Source organism: Paenibacillus agri (assembly GCF_013359945.1).
Taxonomy (GTDB): domain Bacteria; phylum Bacillota; class Bacilli; order Paenibacillales; family Paenibacillaceae; genus Paenibacillus_AQ; species Paenibacillus_AQ agri.
The window spans coordinates 256,768-276,398 of the sequence record NZ_JABWCS010000218.1 but is presented as its reverse complement, the minus strand read 5'-3'; the positions used below and the strand labels follow the sequence as shown (position 1 = coordinate 276,398).

The window sequence follows — 19,631 nt, the reverse complement described above, 5'->3', positions numbered from 1 at the left end:
GCTATTTGATAAGTATCATTCAAATGGAATTCAGTCAGAATGTTCATCGTAAGGGGGAAGGTGTTATGGAGAGGCTGCAAGTATGGCCAGAGAGGTTTAAAAAGTTTTTTTTGAATAATAAATTTGTTGTGTTTTTGCTGGTGCTGCTGTTGATTGGGGTTAATATTCTGATCTTTGCGAAGATACCGTTTATTTTCAAGCCGCTTAAGGTCTTGTTCCACACGGTGGCACTGCCGCTGCTACTGTCAGGTGTCGCTTATTATTTGCTCAATCCGCTGGTTGACCTATTAGAAAAGCGGAGCAATATCAAACGCGCCTACGGAATTGTTATTCTATATCTGCTGATCGTGGGGATCATTACACTCATCCTCTTAACGGTCATCCCGATTCTCCGCAGTCAGCTGCTGGGATTGATTGATAATTTCCCGAGGTACAGCCAACAAATTCAGGATGAATTCATGAACCTGACCGGCAGTGAGTTCTTTGGGCAGATGCAGCAAAGCATTGGACTCGATTTTACCGATATTACGAGAAAAGCCACGAGCTGGGCTACTTCTTTTCTGAACAATGCCTTGACAGGCGTAGGCAGCTTTGTGGGAGCGCTCACGGAAGTTGTATTAGCGGTCGTAACGACACCGTTTATCTTGTTCTATCTGCTGCGTGACGGCAAAAAGCTTCCGGATTATATCTTGAAGTTCATACCATTCCGGCTCCGTCCGCAGACTAAAGAAGTAATGTCCGAGATGAACGGCAAGGTGGCTTCTTACATACGCGGGCAGATTATTGTCAGCTGTTGCATTGGGGCGCTGCTGTACATTGGTTATCTGATCATCGGTTTGGACTACTCCCTTGTGCTGGCCATCGCGGCTGCGTGTACAGCGGTGGTTCCGTATCTTGGACCAGCTATTGCTATTACGCCGGCTCTGATTGTAGCGCTGGTGACTTCGCCGTTCATGCTGCTGAAAATGGTCATCGTCTGGACAGCGGTCCAACTGATCGAAGGTAAATTCATCTCGCCGCAAATTATGGGCAAGACGCTTAAGATTCATCCAATCACCATTATATTTGTGATCTTGTTCGCAGGGAAAATGTTCGGTATCGTCGGTATTATCCTTGCGGTTCCTGGTTATGCAGTACTAAAAGTGGTATTCACCCACTTATTCGAATGGTTCCAGATAGAGTCAGGTTTATACAAAAGCTTGGTAGAGAAAACAGAAGAGTAGATGAAAGAGAGATGAATGCAATGGAGGGGCCAGTAGCAGTAACCAACTATGGCAGAATACGGGGGCAGCAGTCCGGTGATGTGAATGTCTGGCGGGGAGTTCCATATGGAGCTCCTCCTGTTGGCAAGCTTAGGTTCAGGGCACCGGAGCCGCCGGAATCATGGACTGGTATCCGGGAAGGGGCGACCTTCGGTCCGGTCAGCCATCAGCCGCCGGATACGCGGGGCACCCGGTTTGGCGGAGAGCATCCGCTGCATTCAGAGGATTGTTTATACTTGAATATTTGGTCACCCGCGGACGGTGGAGAAGGGCTGCCCGTGATGTTTTGGATTCACGGTGGAACCTTTATTACTGGAGCGGGCAGCCAGCCGCTGTTCGACGGCAGCAGTCTGGCAGCCCGGGGCGGGGTTGTAGTCGTGACGATCAACTACCGTCTAGGGCCCTTCGGCTTTTTGCATTTGTCGCCGCTTGGCGACGGGCTGGCCTCCAACCAGGGCCTGCTTGACCAGATTGCCGCGCTGGAATGGGTGCGCGGCAACATCGCCGCCTTCGGCGGCGACCCGAACCGGGTAACCGTGTTCGGGGAATCGGCGGGCAGCATGAGCATCGCTGCCCTGCTGGCTATGCCTGCCGCGAAGGGACTCTTCGCGGGGGCGATCATGCAGAGCGGGGCGGCGCAGACTCTGCCGCCCCGGCAAGGCAGCGAGATTGCAGCAGCCCTGCTCGCCGAGCTTGGGATCGCGCCTGACGGCGATCCAAGCGCGCTGCAATCCATCCCGGCGGAGGAGATTATGGCCGCCGCCGGGCGCATGAGCCTGAAGCTGCCTGGCGGCTCGCTGAGCATGCCATTCCAGCCGGTCATTGACGGAGCAACGCTGCCAGAAGACCCGGCGGTTGCGATCTCGAAGGGAGCGGCGGAAGGAGTTCCGCTGCTGATCGGGACCAATCTGGAAGAAGGAAATCTGTTCTTTCGCGAGAACATGCCGGTGCCAAACTTCGCCGATTCCTTAAAGGCACTGGAAATGCTGATGGGTGTCAGCGGCCTGGGAGAGCATGTCGGCGGCTATACTCCCTCCTGGGAGGGGCAGGCAGAAATATTGACTGATTTCTACTTCTGGAGCAGTTCCATTTCTTTGGCGGAACACCAAGAGATTCATGCCCCAGTTTGGATGTATAGGTTCGATCTCAAAGTTCCCGGGCATCCGCTATTTGGCAAAGCGGTACACGGCGCAGAGATTCCGTATGTGTTCCACAATCTGAAGCACTTGCAGCGTCTGGGAGCGGAGGTTAGCCCAGACATGACTGCCCTGGCAGATGCTATGCAGGAAGCCTGGCTGGCTTTCGCTCACCGGGGAGATCCAAGCACACCCAATCTACCATGGCCAGGGTATCATCCGGGTGACCGTGCTACGCTTCTTTTTGCCGAAACTCCGGAGGTGGTGCTAGATCCCGAGTCACTGAAGCGTAAGCAACTGGCGGCTGCAAGGGGGGAACACTAATGACCCTGCAACCGCAAGGCAGACGGGATGATCTGCTGCGTCTCTTCAGTCATGCCCATTGGGCGAATGAAGAGATACTCAAGGCGCTGCAAGATTCCGAGGTCGTATCCGGGAAGCTCATGGCATTGTTCAGTCATCTGCTGACGGCGGAGAAAGTGTGGCTGGAGCGCCTAAACAAGCGAGATAGCACAGTTCCGAGCATATGGCCTATGTACTCGCTGGAGGACTGCGAATTGCTTCTGAAAGCAAATGCCGCAGGGTATCGTCTATTCATCACAGAACTCAAGGATGGAGATCTGGACAGTCTACTGACTTATCGTTCCAGTAAGGGAGTCGAGTTCACGTCTGCCGTTTCGGACATTTTACACCATGTGTCCCTGCACGGGAGTTATCATCGGGGTCAAATCTCAACCTATTTGCGGCTGGATGGGCTTGAACCTGTGAATACGGACTTTATTCTGTTCGCTAGGCTGGATGCGGAATGAAGGTCACAGGCTTTAATCATCTGACGCTCAAGGTGAAGGATTTGGCGGATTCTTTGAACTTTTATACATCCATTCTCGGTTTGGCACTGATTCATCGAGGCAAGAGTGATGCTTACCTGGAATGGGGCAGTGCCTGGATTTGCTTGATCGAGGTAAGTGCTGTTACTGAGAAGTCGGGAGAAGATGGGGACGTTTCTGAAACTAATGAACAGACAGATCCTTCAAATATTGTCCGGGAAATAAATGGTGTAGATCATATTGCTTTTTCAATTGCAGAGGAAGACTTTGCTGAAGCGGTACAGATTCTGAAGAGTCATAAGGTGCCTATCGTCCGAGGCCCTGTCCTGCGCGGCAGGGGCTGGTCGGTGAATTTTCTTGACCCGGATGGAGTTCAGCTGGAGCTGCACACTTCCAATTTGCAGGAGCGTATGACTGTCTGGAAGTAACCTCCAGTTAGAATGTGACGTCTCAACGTAATAGTCAGTGCTTGCCAAAACAATCTGGTTATAAGGAATTTGCCCAGTTAATCTGCTCATAAGATTTCTGAAGTCCTCATTCTTCTGGCTATGTTGAGTTCTAATGTTGGACCCATCTCGAAATCAGTACTTGCTTCTTGTTGCATCTGGTAACGGACTCCAGTGAGGTTATTTCCTAACCAACGACCGTTCCGGAAGATTAGCGGACTCCAGAGACGTTATGAGCAGAAATACTGTGTGTAATCCACGGTTTGGGAGGAAATAGCAGCACCTGAGTCCGTTACATGTTCTAAAAGCTGCTTGATGTACAAATAACGACGATAGGGTCCGTTAGCCCCCAGGCATAAGCTTCAACCTTCGAAGTAATTGGTTTGGCAATCACTGATGATGAAGCTGAGCCTGATTTACAGGGCTATTCCTCATCAACAATCGTAAAGAATGTGTTTCTCGTCACTCTGACCGCCTTTGAGGCGGTTTTTTACTGTAATCGACGTTTTCGTACCCATAGCCAAGTGGCACAACCAACGACGACAAAGCCAATGAGGAATAGCATGATCGGCTTGGTATAGTCTGGTTTACCGTCATATTTGCCGTGATAGAGTAAGGTTGCGTACCGACCATCGCTTTCTTGTACCGCGATGCCTGCGGAATCACTGACATCGAGGATACGGTAGTAGGGCGTCCCTTTCGGATAGGTATTTGAAAAATTGCCGGTATACGTCCCTTCACGATCGGAATAGAACGTCACTTCGCCTATTTTCTTTCCTATTTTCTCAACAGGTGTATATGTACCTTGATGGGCATAGACAGTCCCATTATACACAACGAACTGGAATGCCCAATCGGCAGATGCTGTTGTGCTGGATATAACGCACGATAGGATTAAGAGCATGGATAGTGCAACTCTGCGAAGATTCAATAAATTCCCTCCAAACTTTGACCGTATATAAGCAGGAGTCACTAACATTTTTTATTCGCTGTGGTATTTTCGTATTCCTTTTCCTATAAGAGTTGAAACCAAACTAGAGAGTGTTCCAAATATTTCGTCGCTGCTCTGTTAAAGCGATCCAGCCAACATTGTAACCGGCTGTAGTATCTATGTACGTTTTGTATAGGGTACGCACCTTTAACGCGTATATCACATTCCCGAAACTCCGACTTCCGAACACAAATCACCAGGCTTAAACTGGCGGATATTTGTTTCGATTTCCCCCACTACCTTGCATTACCCATTCCTAAAATATGACAAACTAAACATTGAGTTTAGGTTCAGGAATGTGATGCAATTTGCTGTCAAAGTGCTACTTCAATGTCCCTTTATTCAAAAGTTTATTTAAATATGTTGCCGGAAACATATTTGTGTTGACATTCGAATATCCTCCTGTTAAATTTATGTTGCCGGCAACATTTATTTGAATTGAGAGGAGTTTTTTTAATGAGTACAATTTGGAAACCAGTAGTAGTTGGGGATATAAATTTGCAGCATCGTTTGGCACTTGCGCCAATGACAAGATCACGCGCTCAATTTGACGGAACTCCAGGAACATATAGTGCGGAGTATTATGCACAACGAGCATCAATGGGCCTTCTAATTAGTGAAGGAGCACAGCCTTCGGAGGATGGACAAGGTTATTTATTTTCACCCGGAATTTATACAGAAGAACATATTGCAGGTTGGAAACAGGTAGCTGATCGTGTTCACGAAGCTGGTGGGTACTTGTTCATTCAGCTTATGCACGCAGGACGCATGTCACATCCAGACAATACACCTCATCACCGTCAGCCAGTGGCACCGTCAGCCATTGCTCCAAAGACACAAATGTACACAGCAACAGGCTTGCAAGATGTTCCTGTTCCGCGTGAGTTAAGTTTGGAAGAAATCCAAGAAACTATTAGTGATTGCCGTAGAGCAGCTGCAGCGGCCATACAAGCAGGTGCTGATGGAGTGGAAATCCATGGGGCAAACGGTTATCTTGTACATCAATTCATTTCTGAGAATGCAAATGTACGCACAGATTCGTACGGAGGTTCGATTGAAAATCGCGCTAGATTTGCTCTCGAAGTGGCGACTGCAGTAGCTGAGGAAATTGGAGCTAGTCGTACAGGAATCAGACTTTCTCCAGGGGTTCCTATTGGAGATCTTATTGAAGGCACTGACGGTCCTAAAGTATATGAATACTTGGTATCTAAACTGGCTGAACTTAACTTAGCCTATCTTCACATTCTACATGGTGGCGATGAAGAAAGGCTTAAGGCTATACGTTCGGCTTGGCCAACGGTGCTGATCGTTAATCGACCTGGGCGTCCTTTAGAAGAACTGGACAGAGACTTGAAAGATAATTTGGCTGATATTGTCTCGGTAGGAACCTGGGCCCTGGCCAATCCTGATTTGGTAGATCGTTTGAAATCAGGAGCACCCTTAAATGAAGCTGATCCAACAACATTTTATGGTGGTGACAGCCACGGCTATACCGATTACCCGACTTTGAAATAAGTTTTGATCTATAATTTTCATTTGTGCGGCGCCATAATACAGCAGAATTGAAGCTGTGTTATGGCGCAATTTTTTTGTATAGATCCGCTTCTTTACAAGTGTAGAATAATTCTCTACGCTTAATAATAAGTAAAAGCGGAAAGGTGATAAGAAAGATGAATAACTTTGAAGAGAGCGAGCAAAGCGCCTGTACACCTAAGGCTGAGCAGGATACGCATGTCATCCAGCGATTTCCCATTAATTTTGCCATTTTTTCTATGGCTAGATCGCATCGTGGTTTGGCTGCAAATTTGTTACGTGAGGCTGGTTTATTTGCAGGTCAAGAGATTATGCTGATGCAGTTAGGAGAGCAGGACGGACAATCACAGCAATGTCTTGGACGTACTATGAGACTTGATCATTCTACGGTTGCCAAATCAGTTCGAAGATTGGAGGAAGCAGGGCTTGTCACTCGCTCCCGCTCACCCAAGGATGGACGTGTCACACTTGTTAAACTAACAGAGGTTGGTCGAGAACTAGTGGATAAGGCTACTGCCGTTTGGACGGAAATGGAGAAAGCGGCGTCCCAAGATCTTTCAGAAGAAGAGCGGAAGCTATTAATATCGTTATCTCAAAAAATTTCCGCTAACCTGGACGGCTTCATGGTATAAAGAGAATTTATCATGATTCCAAATCCCCCAATTACTTATTTTGGACAATCGACAGGCCTAATAGAATATAAATAAAAAATCCAGCCCGTTGCAGGGACTGGATTTTTTGACTTTAAGCAGCTGGTTAGTTTCACACCGGAACCTCTCCATCTGACTAAATGTTCAAATACTCCTTGATGCCGGCGACAACCGCCTCAGCAACCTTTTGCTGAAAATCATCTGAGTACATCAAAGCTTCATCCTTCGCGTTGGTGAGGAACCCAACTTCCAGCAGGATGGCTGGCATTTTGGTTTCTCTCGTCACATGCAGGCTGGTCTGTTTGATGCCACGGTCCGGCAGGCCAGTGGCCTGAATCAGATATTTGTGGACAATCTGAGCAAATTGAAGGCTTTCTTTACGAGAATAATGGGTCTCCGTTCCGCTTGGGCTGGTTTTGGTCCCAACTGGAGGACTGTTGCCATGTACGGAAACAAACAAAGAAGCATTAAGATTATTAGCTAGCTTGGCTCTTTCCTGCAGCGTAGGATATGTATCTCCACTGCGGGTAAGCACGACTTGGATATTCGGCTCGTTCTTCAGTAGTGCCTCGATTTTGAGGACAACTGCAAGTGTGAAGTCCTTCTCTTTGAGTTTGTTCAGGCTGCCGGCTCCAGGGTCGCTGCCGCCGTGTCCGGCATCTAGTACGATCACCTTCTTGCCAGAATCGCCAGGCAGTGGAGTAACAGATGTATCGGGCGTTGGTGTCGGGATAGGAGTTGCACCCGGGTCAGGGATATAGCCACCAGTCCCGTTCAAATCAATAATCAGCAGACCGTCATTAGCATTGGTCACACCGTACGTTTTAGCGCTATTCAAGTCGAGAACAACACGTATCGTTGACGGTGTGCTGCTGAACAAGGAATACCGGACTCCGGTGACATCAGGATAACCTGTTATTGGCACTTGTCCACTTTGTCCAGCAGTCAGCGGCAGCCGCTGGCTGAAGGCTTGTCCAAAGATAGTATTAGGCAGGTCGATAACGATCCGGTCAGTACCGGTCATCGCAAAGATGCTCGGATTTACATTTCCGTTCAAAGAGATGATCAGCTTGTTGTCATTAAAGCTCATATCCGTCAAGGATGCTGCTGTCGTATTTACCGGAGGAGTGGCGCTTCCTCCCGGCGTGGTGACCTCGCTTCCATTGTCCGGTGCCTGAGAGGGTGTACCTCCAGGTGCAGGCGTGGGAGAAGGCGATCCTCCATTACCAACGCCAATCTCCTGAGCCGGAGAGGTTAAATATACGGTCTTGGTAATATTGTCCCATCCGACTGTGGCACCCGTCTGTTCTCCGATAAATCTTAACGGAACAAACGTGGTTCCTTTACTGAGGAAGGATGGATTATCCAGCTGGATCTTCACACCATCCGCGTCTGCTTCTTTCTGGTTCACAACCAGCGTCAGCATACGTCCTCCCTGCTCAATCGTCGCTGTCTTCGAGATATTATCCCATTTAACCCCATAGCCTAGCTGCTCCGTGACGAGACGAAGCGGTACCATAACACTTCCGTTCACAATCTGGACCTGCACATCCCCTGGCATCGCCAAGTCGTTGCCATCCAGATTAATGTGTGTGCTGGGCGTGGCGGCATGTCCCGTAACGGGAAATACCAGTACGAGCGTAAGAATCAGCAGCACTGCCCACAAACCGTACTTCTTCATTTCACCATCTCACCATCCTTGTGTATTGATCCTATGTACGGACACAGTCTATCTATCTGCGATGCCTATAACGGCATATATATAGGTTAGACGACAAAAGTTTCCAAAAGTTGCAGTGATTCCGGTATAAAATATTTCACTTTCAAATGATAACGTGAAGTACTTTTTAAGTAAGAGAAAGATATCGATTGCAATAAAGTGAAAAGTGTTTCATTCATTTAATTTTTTTAGTATGTGTAAAGTTTATATGAAAATGGAGCCCGAAATCGTTGTCAAATCAACGTTATGGGTAAAGATAATGATATTTATATCGGAAAATATAATGAAAAAGTGTACAGATTATATGATTAATTTCTTGACAAATCAGCGATAAGGAATTAATTTTGGTTATAGAAACAATTGTTTCCCTAGGGAAAAACATTTTCATGAGCTCATTAATTTATTTTCAAAAAATTACCTGATCATCAGGTTGTCAAGAGGAGGAAACAAAATGAGAGAGAGACTAAAGAGCAGGAAGGCAAGGTGTGGCATTGCTCTGTCCTTGGTGTTGTCATTGGTATTATCGGCATGTTCAGCAGAGGGTGAGGAAGGCAAGGGGGCAGCGGCGGATGGGAAAATCGCTATTGTTACCACTATCGCACAGATTGCTGAGCCGCTATCTATTATTGGCGGGGATAAGGTTAGCGTCAGCAGTTTGATGGGCCCTGGTGTGGACCCTCACCTGTATAACGCGACGCAGGGAGATATTAAGAAGATGGCTTCGGCGGATATCGTATTCTACAGTGGACTTCATTTGGAGGGCAATATGACGGAGGTCTTTGAGCAGATAGGCAAATCTAAGCCGGTGAAGGCGATTGCTGAAGCCATTCCTGAGGATTTGCGGCTGAAGGATGAGAAGGGGGATATCGATCCCCATGTCTGGTTTGACATTGATCTTTGGGGAACGGCGCTTGGTTCCGCTACAGACGGCCTGAAGGAGCATTTTCCAGAACATGCCGAGCTGTTTGAAGCCAATAAGAATGACTATCTGAAAAAGCTGGATGAGTTGAAGACAGAGTCAGCAGACATGATGAGCACCATTCCTGAAAAGCAGAGAGTGCTGGTAACCGCCCATGATGCTTTTGGCTATTTTGGAAGGATGCATGGTCTGAAGGTGGTTGGTCTGCAAGGTCTTAGCACTGAAGATGAGATTGGCATTACGGATGTTGATGATACCATAGGATTGCTTCTGGAGTATAAGGTTCCTGCTGTGTTTGTAGAGAGTAGCGTCAACCAGAACTCGATCAATGCGGTGATCCAGGGCGCAGGCAGCAGAGGGCTTAAGGTGGAGCTCGGCGGCGAGTTGTTCTCGGATGCGATGGGGGACGGCGGGACCCCGGAAGGAACCTATATCGGGATGTATCGACATAACGTCAAGACCATCGCTACGGCGCTTGGTGGGGGAGGTAACTAATATGCAAGGACTAAGTGTCACAGGTTTGTCGGCCGCTTATCGGAAAAGTAAAGTCCTGGACGAAGTTAATTTCAAGCTGCCTAAAGGATCGCTAACCGGGATTGTCGGCCCCAACGGCGCGGGCAAATCGACCCTGCTGAAGGTGATGCTGGAGCTGCATCCTAAGCTCGGGGGGACGGTTCACTTTGCTGGAAAGCCGCTAAAGACAATGCGCAAAAAAATCGGATATGTCCCGCAGCGTGGTTCTGTGGACTGGGATTTCCCCACAGATGCGCTGGATGTCGTAATGATGGGCCTGTATGGAAATGTGGGGTGGATGAAGTCACCTAAAGCACGGCACCGCGAACAGGCGATGGCGGCGCTGGAACAGATGGGCATGGCGGATTATGCCCGCCGCCAGATCAGCCAACTGTCTGGTGGACAACAGCAGCGGGTCTTTCTGGCCCGTGCACTAGTTCAGGATGCTGAACTGTATTTCATGGATGAACCGCTCGCTGGTGTGGATGCAGCCACGGAGCAGGCGATCATGACTACGCTAAGAGAATTGAAGGGGCGCAGTAAGACGGTTATGGTCGTGCATCATGATCTCCAGACCGTGGAGGATTATTTTGATCATGTGCTGCTGCTTAACCGCACGGTGATGAATTACGGGGAGACAGCGGATGTGTTCACGAAAGACAATGTGTACCGGACCTACGGGGCAGGCCTGCGCTGGAGACAAGAGGTGCCGTCATGACACTCCTACTGTCACCGAATGCTTGGTGGGTATTGCTTAGCATGCTCGTGCTCGGTGTAGCCTCAGGGATGATTGGCTGTCTTGCCTATTGGAAGCGGCAAAGTCTGATGAGCGACGCGTTGTCCCATGCGGCACTGCCGGGCGTAGTTATTGCTTTTGCCATCACCGGTGTGAAAATACTGCCTGTTCTGATCTTGGGAGCGGCCATCAGCGCACTGATCGGTGCGTTCCTGGTCCAATGGGTTGTTTCCTCCAGCCGGATCAAGGAAGATACAGCGATGGGTATCGTGCTGTCCGTGTTCTTCGGTCTTGGGATTATGCTGCTCACAATTGTGAACCGGACTGGGGGCGGTAATGTGAGCGGTCTCGACGGATTCATCTTCGGGCAGGCAGCTTCCATGGTTCGCACCGATGTCTACACTATGAGTGCTCTGGGCCTGGTGGTCATCTCCATCGTTTGGCTGGGATTTAAAGAATGGAAGCTGTTTCTGTTCGACCCTGCCTTTGCCAAAGGTCTTGGTCTGTCGGTCCGGTTGATGAACAGTCTCTATTCAGGGGTGCTGGTACTGGTGATTGTCATTGGTATTCAAGCTGTCGGGGTTATTCTCATGTCCGCCTTGTTGATTATTCCAGCGGTGAGCGCACGGTACTGGACGCATTCCTTCAAATGGATGCTGATCGGTGCAGCAGTTATCGGGGGAGGATCAGGTGTTATTGGAACGGTGATAAGTACGATGGGGAAAGGATGGCCTACGGGTCCTTTCATCGTTGTATCATCTGCAGCCTTTTTCGTGGTTTCTCTGCTGTTCGGTGCCCAGAAAGGTCTAGTGATTGTCCGCCTCCAGCAACGCAGCAGAATAAAGAGTGAAGTGTCGGTTCCGGCCGAGAGAGAGAAAATGGTTGTGAAGGAGGGGGGATACTGATGAGCTATACAGGCTGGATTTTGCTTACCGCCTCTCTGGTAGGTCTGTCATGCGGCACAATCGGCGTCCTGTTGATTTTACGCAGAATGGCGATGATGGCAGATGCCATCAGCCATACGGTCCTACTGGGTATTGTTGTTGCTTTTTTGGTCACCCGTGAACTGAGCGGCTATCACATGCTGATCGGCGCTGTCGTGGCGGGGTTATTAACCTCGATATTGATCCAGTGGCTGCAGTCGCGCGGAGTACAGGGTGAGGCGTCGATTGGGGTGGTATTCACAACCTTGTTTGCGGTGGGAGTGATCCTGATTGCTACAAAAGTGGGCAACGCCCATTTGGACGTGAAGCATGCTTTGATGGGCGAAATCACCTTTGTGCCTTGGACGACGGTGCATTTGCCATGGATCGGCGACATTCCCGAGGCCACCTTCATCCTATCCATTGTATTGTTGGTGGTTCTAGCGGCCGTAATTGGATTCTATAAAGAATGGAAAATAACATCCTTTGATCCTGCATTGGCTGCCAGCATCGGGATTCCGGTTGTCGTTATGCACTATGCGTTCATGTCGTTGCTGTCGATTACTACAGTGGCAGCGTTTGATGCGGTAGGGGCCATTATGGTCCTCGCCATGCTGATCACTCCAGCAGCTTCAGCCTATCTTTGGACAGACCGCTTGTCCCTGATGTTTGTGCTCAGTGGGGGCTTTGGCGTCCTGGCTGCAGTCGCAGGATACTATACCGCAGCTTGGCTCGATACGTCGATATCGGGTTCGATGGCTTTTGCTACCGGGGTACTGTTCATGATCAGTTTCCTGGCCTCCCCGAAGCATGGATTGCTTTCAAAGCTGCTGTCACCTGCAGTTGCAGCTGAATAAATCAATGGATGTTCCAAGCGGATGGAACATCCAGCGAGTCTTATTTCAAAGAAGTATAACCTGTCTTCTCCACCAGTTCCTGTCCCTGTGGTGAGGTGATCCAGTCGAGAAACGGCTCAATGTTAGGATTGCTGCTGCCGGCAGTGACGGCATAAAACTCGGTGGCAAAAGGATATTCACCATTACGAATTGTGGTTCTCTCCGGGCGTATCCCATCGATCTCCAGTAGTGCAATCTCTCCATCACGGTTTAGCTCGGAGGCGTAGAACAGGAAGCTGTAGCCTAGCGCATTTCGGAAATTGCGGTAGTTTGCAGTCCGGCTTATTATACCGCTCATAAGGTCGGCGACATCCTCCTGCGGAGGGGTCATAAGCGGCGTGTTCCCCATGACCTTCTGCAGCATGGTCTGGCTGCCGCTGTCCTCAGGGCGCTGGAAGGCCCGAATCCCGTTGTTGCTGCCGCCTACCTCTTTCCAATTTGTGATTTTTCCCGAGTAGATATGCTTTATTTGTTCAATGGTAAGCCCCTTGACCGGATTGCGCCGGTTCACAAAGAATACGAAGGCCTCCCGGCCAATCGGCGTCAGCTTGAGCTGCACGCCTCTTTGCTGTGCTTCCTTCAGCTGAGACTGGGATGGGGCCGCGGCAAAGATCATATCGACTTCGCCTTCAAGCAAGCGTTTATAGGCCACCGGAGTTGTTGAACAGGTGATTAAGCTGTCTGCGCCATAAGGCTGGTACTCGCCTGAAGGATACACAGCCTGGGCAAAGGACGCATATAGCGGATAAAGAGCAGTGGCCCCGTCAAGACGCGGAAGATCTTCACGAATAGTAAAGGTCGTAGGTTTGGTGAGTGCAGCGGCTTTGGAATCCGGGACGAAAGGGGCATACTGTGCCAGGTTGACCTCCTGCTCGTTGATCTCGCCAAAGCTGTTCACATACACTTTGCTAAGCTCAAAGCCAGCAGTAGATAGTAGGCAGAGCCCGGCGAATGAGAGCAGTACGATGTGCCTGGTCCGCCGCTTCAATATTTGGAATATCGTGATGACAGAGTAGGCGGCCAAGAAAGCAGTGGCAGTGATCAGAAGCGGCACATAGAATTTGAGGCCGAGATTCAGAGCGGTTATGAGGGTAGTGATAAATCCGATCAGGGCGATACCGCCTACGGCAACGACGGATAACAGCAACTTTGTCCAGAATGATTCCTTCACAGTGAGGGGTGCTCCTTTATTTTGAAAATAAGGATAATGTAATTAATTGAATTATAACTTAAAAATCCCATTTATGTAGTGGGAAATCTCTCGCACTCAGAGACGAAATTGCTTTTGTTGTATGAAAGAAATATGAATATTTTCATAAAAGGCTGGACGAATGGCTACAGAAGGTTTATTGTTGGTTGTGAAAATAATAACGGAATACAAGATTCTCGGGGTAGGTGAAATTCCTAACCGGCGGTAATGTTCAGAGTGAACAAAGCCCGCGACTCGTCTCCACCTGTTAGCAGGAGAGGCGACTGATCTGGTGCAATTCCAGAGCCGACGGTAAAGTCCGGATGGGAGAGGATCATAAGATAAAGGCGCGGGGCCTGTTTCCTGTACGCTTTTATTGATAATACCCCCGAGTATTGCCTGTTCTAAGGCATATCGGGGGTTTTTGGTCTCTTAATCGAGGGTTTGTATCGACAAGGAGAATGTAAGATGAGTAATGTATCTGCTTCATCATCCGTAGTGCGCCCGGCGCGTCTGAGGGGCGGTTTTTGGCTGGTTGTCATGGGGGCGGCGCTGTGGGGCGTAGACCCGCTGTTTCGCATCATCCTGCTCAAGTCGCTGACCTCTTCGCAAATTGTATTGCTGGAGCATGTTGTGTTGTTTTTGGCTGCTTTTCCGGTTCTTTGGCGCCACCGCGCTGAACTGAAAGCTATCCGCTTCCGTCAAGCGGGAGCGTTGTTGATCGTCTCCTGGGGCGGCTCAGCAGTCGCTACGATCCTGTTCACCATGGCATTGTCCAGTGGGGATCTTAATGCCGTACTGCTGCTGCAGAAGCTGCAGCCGTTGTTCGCTATCGGGCTTGCGGCTCTCTTGCTTAAGGAGAGATTGCCGAAGCATTTTGCCCCTCTGATGATCGTAGCCTTGGCGGGAACGTATCTGCTTACCTTCGGCTGGAGCATTCCTTTCGGTCATGTAAACAGTTTTATTAGCATAAGCAGTGTTATGGCGCTGGGAGCCGCTGCGCTGTGGGGAGGGTCCACTGTAATGGGGCGCTATCTGCTGGGCTCTATGAAATATGAGACGGTAACATCGCTGCGTTTCATCCTGGCCCTGCCTTTATTGTTCGTCGTTACGGCGTTGGAACGCGCGCCTTGGCAATTCCAGGGCGGGATTGGAGCAACCTCTGCTGTGGCCATCAATCTGCTGCTGCAGGCGCTGTTGCCGGGACTCTTGAGTATGTTATTGTATTACAAGGGACTTAGCACAACTAAGGCTTCTTTTGCGACACTGGCCGAGCTTAGCTTTCCAATGACGGGTGTCGTCATTAACTGGGTGGTATTCAACCAACTGGTCACCCTTCCGCAAATCATCGGGTTTGCACTGATCTGGACCGCGCTGTTCTTCATCTCAAATCAACAGTCCAGGCAGCAAAGCCTCGGATAACATATTTTGTTTCAGTAGCATGTTTGTTGTACGCCTGAGGGGACATACCCCAGGGCTAAGCTGCGTCTAAAAAGCACCTGTTTCCCTGGATCATCCAGTGGAACAGGTGCTTTTTTATGTTTCTGAAAGCAGAACGGCGCTACGTGAAAACCTCCAATTCCCATTACAAGAGTAAAATTCAGCCTTTTCTCTCATACTACCCTTATTCTTTTCTTCAACCCCTATGGAGTCTAGCCCACCTTAGGCAGCTCCAGATCCCCTTAGGAGGAATATGGATGACACACCATTCGGCGGCCACCATTTTCATACAGCTCAAAAACCGGGTGTCAGTTCCCAAAGGTCAGGGGGTGATGCTCCGGGATATTGCCAATCTCATTACGGCCCCGGAGTGGGAGGACGCGCTGTACTCTCTAATGTTGATTCAGCCCAAGCAAAGTGATGGCAACTTGATTCTGATTGATCTGCTAATGGTGATTCCGCGAATTCACGAGATTCTGCCAGGCGTAGAAATCCAGCTAATCGGCGAAGGCAGGACGATTGTACAGATTATAGGACCGGTGGAGTCGCGGCCTCCGTCAACGGCGATGTTCGTACTTGTGTGGCTGTTATTGTTCTTTGGTTCAGCACTGACGATTATGAACTTTCATGCGGACGTAAGTATGCAGGAGGTGCAGATCCGTATTGTAGAGATGTTAACAGGGCATAAGGATGAGCATCCTTATCTGTTCCAGATTGCCTATTCCGTAGGCATTGGGCTGGGGATGGTGATTTTCTTCAACCATTTATTCAAGAAAAAATGGAATGAGGAGCCAACCCCGCTGGAAGTCGAGATGTTCCTGTACCAGAAAAATATTGACCAATATGTGGTTAACGAGGAATACGCCAAATTGAGGCGGCGTGAAGCCATTATACCGGAGAACACGGAAGGTGGGGGGCAATGACAGCACCGATATCACTGGGAATTAATCTGTTGCTGGGCATTGCGGGAGGAATCGCCGTCGGTGGTGGAGTCATCGCTCTCTTCGTTGTACTGGACATCATCCCCCGGCTGGCGCAACTGACCTCTTCTTACGATAAAGTGCACTGGTATGAAGGAGCGATGGTCGCAGGGTCATTGCTGGGCACCGTTAGTGATTTCTGGAACTGGAAAATAAGCTCGGGTCCATTGGTCGAAATAGCAGTGGGCTTGTTTAACGGTATCTTTATCGGCATGTTAGCCGCCGCATTGACTGAGGTATTGAATGTGCTCCCGATTTTGGCGAAACGCCTTCAAATGGTTCATCGCCTGTTCGGGCTGTTGATGGCAATGACTGCCGGTAAGGTCATGGGCTCATTGTTTGACTGGTTTGTGTATTTAAAGTAAAGGAGGGTGCGGGATGAACAAATTTATTCACAGCGGGGATTCTGTAGAGAAAAGCTTGCCGGTAAAAGAATCAGAATCCAAAGAACGAACGAAAACTTTGTCGGAAGATGATAAGAGAGGCGGGAATCTGGAGCTTGAGGTCTCCGGAGAGTTGGGTGTAGAGGAGGGGAATTCTGAAGAAACAACAGAAGCAAGCAATGGTTCAACAAATAGCCTGACAGGGGAAGGTGCTGCTGGTGTCGGATCAACTAGTGACAGCACCGGGGTTGAGGACGCAACTGGTGATGGATCAACAAGCGACAGTGCTAGGGGTGAAAGTGCGACTGGTGACGACTCAACAAGTAGCGGTGGAGGAGAAGGAGCTATTGGTGACAGATCAACCAGTGGTGGCGCCGAAAGCGAAGACTCAACTGGTGCTGACTTCAGCAGCAATGATTCAGCTAGTTCCACGGCGGCTGAGCATCAGACTGCGGAAGGCTTCAGCAGGGAGCGCTCCAGTCATGATGACCAGGCAGCCGCTGATAATGCTACTGTAGGGCGTGCTACGGATGCTACTTCTGGCGGCACTAGTACCGTCTCCGGTGCCAATAGTGCCGCTAGAGGGGGAAATGAACCAAAGTCTAATAAAAAGAGCGGAGAAAGAACTGGAAACAGGCATACAGAAGTGGAGTTTGCCATGGAATCAGGCTTGGCCTCCAGCATGACAAGCGCCGAGGCGGAGGCTTCCCGAGTAAACCCGGCATGGATTAACGGGAACAACGGCGGCGAGGAGCAAGGCCAGACTGCAGGTAGTGACTTTGGTGGCTCTGGCTCCCAAAATTCTTCGGAGGAGCAGCAGACGGGTTCTCAGACATCCGGTAAGGATTCAAAGACGGCAGAGCCTGGGTCTTCCTCTGAACAAAGTGAGGAACAAGAGGTAGACACTAATCCAAATGGCAGTAATGACAGTAATAGCAGTAGTGACAGTAATGGTAGCAGTGGAAGTAACAGTGCAGGAAGCTCACAGGATGTAGAGGTCTCCGGTGAGCTAGGAGATCAGGAGCAGGACCAGGAGAACGGGGGCAAAGGGCTGTTCGCCAGACTTTTCGGATTCTTCGCGGATGATGAAGAGGATTCCGATCAAGACGGCCAAGGCGGAGATGACGGAAGCGGCGGACAGTCGCAAGATCCGCGAGAACAACAACAAGTCGCCGCTTCGAGTGGTCAGGTGCAGAAGGATCAAGGCAAGCAAAGTAAAGCACAGCAAAGTCAACAAGAGCAAGGGCAACAGGAGCAGGATCAGCAGGAGACAGGTCAACAGGAGAAAGACCAGCAACAGGCAGCTAGCAATCAGCACCAGGAATCTGCCCAGAACGATCAACAGCAGAAAGTAGATACGGCTGGAAACGGGCAGGGTAGGCAGGGTCCACAGAAATCGAATTCCGTAAAGGATAGGGCTTCTGGCAAGAAAGGGAAAAGTGCGGATCAAGCTCAAGCTAAGGGTCAGGATCAAGCTCAAGCTAAAGAGCAGGATCCCCTGCAACTAAAACGCCAGAACGAACGCTCTGATTCCCTGGAGGAGTCTGTGGTTTACTGGCAGGGAAATGATGATATCCCGGATACGCTCGAAAGCATTAAAGATACACTGACAGAGGTTATAGGACTGGGGTCTTCCTTTGATATTGTTTTCAGGGAGATGAAGTTTGGGGGCGCTAATGCTGCCCTGTTCTGTATCAGCGGATTTGCCAAAGATAACATATTGGATGAAATCCTGAAGCGGTTGACCTATCTTACTCCTGAACACTTGTCGACGGATGTGCTAGTCAGTTTCATGGACCTCTATATTCCTCACATACAAGTGGAAAAGGGAGAACTGCTTAGCGAAACTATCAATAAGGTAATGTCAGGCATGAGCGCACTGTTCATCGAGGGGGAGACCCAGGTTATCGTGATGGATACCCGGAGCTACCCCAGCCGAAATCCGGAGGAGCCTTCCATTGAGCGGGTGGTGCGTGGTGCGCGAGACGGATTTACAGAGACCCTGCTTAGCAATATTGCACTAGTCAGACGGAGGCTGCGTGATCCCGGCCTGAAATTTGAGATGCATCAGGTCGGCCGCCGGACGCGAACTGATGTCTGTGTAGCTTATATCGACGATATCGTAGACAAGGCGCTAGTGAAGTCAGTTACGGATAAAATCACTAGTGTGGATATTGATGGTATCCCTCTTGCCGATAAACAGTTGGAAGAGGCAATCGTGGACGGGGGCTGGAACCCCTATCCGTTGGTCCGTTACTCGGAGAGACCGGATAATGTATCCTCCCATTTGCTGGAGGGTCGGGTGGTCATTTTTGTAGATACCTCTCCCAGTGTAATGGTGCTCCCAACGACCTTCTTCGATCTTTGCCAGCATGCGGAGGAGAACCGTCAAACCCCTTTTATGGGCAGTTACCTACGGTGGGTCCGGTTCCTTGGAATTTTCGCTTCGATGTTTCTGCTGCCGCTGTGGTTGCTACTGGTTATCCATCCCGAGCTGAAGCCGCCCATGTTGGACTTTATTGGACCACAAAAAATGGCCAAGATTCCCTTGCTGGCCCAGTTTCTGATTGTGGAGCTTGGGGTGGATCTGCTGCGGATGGCAGCGGTGCACACACCGACACCTTTAGGCTCGGCGATGGGCCTGATCGCTGCTATTCTGGTTGGCGACATTGCGGTGAAGACAGGGCTATTCGTTAACGAGGTAGTGCTATATATGGCAGTGGCTTCCATCGGGATGTTCGCTACACCGAGCTATGAGCTTGGACTTGCGAACCGGATTATCAGGCTTGTACTCCTGATCGCGGTGGCTGCATTTCAGGTGCCTGGCTTTATGATTGGGACTACACTTCTAATTGTGTTGTTGACAATACACCGATCTTACAACTCTCCATATTTGTGGCCTTTTATACCTTTTAATGCAAAGGCTATGGGGGAAATTCTGCTTCGTCAACCTGTTCTGAATTCGAAAACAAGGCCTTCTTTCAATAAAACCAGGGATAATACAAGAATGCCGCCTGTACAGGACAACGAACAACAAACATAAGGATAATACAAATCAACTGCAAATTAGTCCATTCTATGTAGTTC

Annotated in this window: 16 protein-coding genes, 1 pseudogene and 1 riboswitch; of the genes and pseudogenes, 14 read left to right on the top strand and 3 right to left on the bottom strand. The window is 49.6% G+C overall.

Annotation, left to right across the window (positions count from 1 at the left end; translation table 11 throughout):
* Window positions 1-65 precede the first annotated feature (65 nt).
* The 4 genes from HPT30_RS23685 to HPT30_RS23670 are packed head-to-tail and all read left to right on the top strand — an operon-like array spanning window position 66 to window position 3,653.
* Window positions 66-1,223 carry an AI-2E family transporter gene (locus HPT30_RS23685; protein ID WP_175373763.1) on the top strand — a complete coding sequence of 386 codons (1,158 nt, stop codon included), beginning with the start codon at window positions 66-68 and terminating at the stop codon, window positions 1,221-1,223.
* Between the two features lie 11 nt (window positions 1,224-1,234).
* Entirely contained in the window at window positions 1,235-2,722 is a 1,488-nt protein-coding gene (locus HPT30_RS23680; RefSeq protein WP_312876363.1) for a carboxylesterase/lipase family protein, read from the top strand.
* Window positions 2,722-3,207 carry a DinB family protein gene (locus HPT30_RS23675; RefSeq protein WP_175373762.1) on the top strand — a complete coding sequence of 162 codons (486 nt, stop codon included), beginning with the start codon at window positions 2,722-2,724 and terminating at the stop codon, window positions 3,205-3,207. Before HPT30_RS23680 ends, HPT30_RS23675 begins: the two co-directional genes overlap by 1 nt.
* Window positions 3,204-3,653, top strand: coding sequence for a VOC family protein (locus HPT30_RS23670; RefSeq protein ID WP_175373761.1), 450 nt, complete (start codon window positions 3,204-3,206; stop codon window positions 3,651-3,653). Before HPT30_RS23675 ends, HPT30_RS23670 begins: the two co-directional genes overlap by 4 nt.
* Before the next feature lie 508 nt (window positions 3,654-4,161).
* On the opposite strand, the gene HPT30_RS23665 is transcribed toward HPT30_RS23670, so the two are convergent.
* Window positions 4,162-4,602, bottom strand: a complete 441-nt coding sequence (locus HPT30_RS23665) for a hypothetical protein (protein ID WP_175373760.1) — start codon at window positions 4,600-4,602, stop codon at window positions 4,162-4,164.
* Window positions 4,603-5,118: 516 nt separating this feature from the next.
* On the opposite strand from HPT30_RS23665, the gene HPT30_RS23660 reads away from it, so the two are divergent.
* Window positions 5,119-6,177, top strand: a complete 1,059-nt coding sequence (locus HPT30_RS23660; RefSeq protein WP_175373759.1) for an alkene reductase — start codon at window positions 5,119-5,121, stop codon at window positions 6,175-6,177.
* Between the two features lie 155 nt (window positions 6,178-6,332).
* Entirely contained in the window at window positions 6,333-6,827 is a 495-nt protein-coding gene (locus HPT30_RS23655) for a MarR family winged helix-turn-helix transcriptional regulator (RefSeq protein ID WP_175373758.1), read from the top strand.
* 154 nt (window positions 6,828-6,981) lie between these two features.
* Here the strand turns inward: HPT30_RS23655 and HPT30_RS23650 are convergent, their stop codons facing one another.
* Window positions 6,982-8,526: an N-acetylmuramoyl-L-alanine amidase family protein gene (locus HPT30_RS23650; protein ID WP_175373757.1), complete on the bottom strand. Its 1,545-nt coding sequence runs from the start codon at window positions 8,524-8,526 to the stop codon at window positions 6,982-6,984.
* A gap of 490 nt (window positions 8,527-9,016) precedes the next feature.
* Here HPT30_RS23650 and HPT30_RS23645 point away from each other — a divergent pair, with 490 nt between their 5' ends.
* From HPT30_RS23645 to HPT30_RS23630, 4 genes are read left to right on the top strand one after another with little or no spacing between them, the layout of a single operon-like run.
* Window positions 9,017-9,979: a metal ABC transporter solute-binding protein, Zn/Mn family gene (locus tag HPT30_RS23645; RefSeq protein WP_175373756.1), complete on the top strand. Its 963-nt coding sequence runs from the start codon at window positions 9,017-9,019 to the stop codon at window positions 9,977-9,979.
* Between the two features lies 1 nt (window position 9,980).
* Window positions 9,981-10,715, top strand: coding sequence for a metal ABC transporter ATP-binding protein (locus tag HPT30_RS23640; RefSeq protein ID WP_175373755.1), 735 nt, complete (start codon window positions 9,981-9,983; stop codon window positions 10,713-10,715).
* Complete coding sequence (locus HPT30_RS23635) at window positions 10,712-11,638, top strand: metal ABC transporter permease (RefSeq protein WP_175373754.1); 927 nt, start codon at window positions 10,712-10,714, stop codon at window positions 11,636-11,638. The genes HPT30_RS23640 and HPT30_RS23635 overlap by 4 nt, the downstream gene beginning before the upstream one ends.
* Window positions 11,638-12,513, top strand: a complete 876-nt coding sequence (locus HPT30_RS23630; protein WP_175373753.1) for a metal ABC transporter permease — start codon at window positions 11,638-11,640, stop codon at window positions 12,511-12,513. The genes HPT30_RS23635 and HPT30_RS23630 overlap by 1 nt, the downstream gene beginning before the upstream one ends.
* Window positions 12,514-12,553: 40 nt before the next feature.
* Here HPT30_RS23630 and HPT30_RS23625 read toward each other — a convergent pair whose 3' ends face one another.
* A complete protein-coding gene (locus HPT30_RS23625; RefSeq protein WP_175373752.1) occupies window positions 12,554-13,723 on the bottom strand; it encodes a PstS family phosphate ABC transporter substrate-binding protein in 1,170 nt (389 codons plus the stop codon).
* A 207-nt stretch (window positions 13,724-13,930) separates the two neighbouring features.
* Window positions 13,931-14,080: riboswitch (FMN riboswitch) on the top strand.
* Window positions 14,081-14,209: 129 nt separating this feature from the next.
* Between HPT30_RS23625 and HPT30_RS23620 the strand changes: the two genes are divergently transcribed.
* From HPT30_RS23620 to HPT30_RS23605, 4 genes and pseudogenes are all read left to right on the top strand, one after another.
* Entirely contained in the window at window positions 14,210-15,163 is a 954-nt protein-coding gene (locus tag HPT30_RS23620; RefSeq protein WP_175373751.1) for a DMT family transporter, read from the top strand.
* A gap of 275 nt (window positions 15,164-15,438) precedes the next feature.
* Window positions 15,439-16,104, top strand: coding sequence for a stage V sporulation protein AA (locus HPT30_RS23615; protein WP_175373750.1), 666 nt, complete (start codon window positions 15,439-15,441; stop codon window positions 16,102-16,104).
* Window positions 16,101-16,526 carry a stage V sporulation protein AB gene (locus tag HPT30_RS23610; RefSeq protein ID WP_175373749.1) on the top strand — a complete coding sequence of 142 codons (426 nt, stop codon included), beginning with the start codon at window positions 16,101-16,103 and terminating at the stop codon, window positions 16,524-16,526. The genes HPT30_RS23615 and HPT30_RS23610 overlap by 4 nt, the downstream gene beginning before the upstream one ends.
* 1,429 nt (window positions 16,527-17,955) lie before the next feature.
* Window positions 17,956-19,587, top strand: a pseudogene (locus HPT30_RS23605) (spore germination protein); the annotation flags it as partial.
* Between the last annotated feature and the right edge of the window lie 44 nt (window positions 19,588-19,631).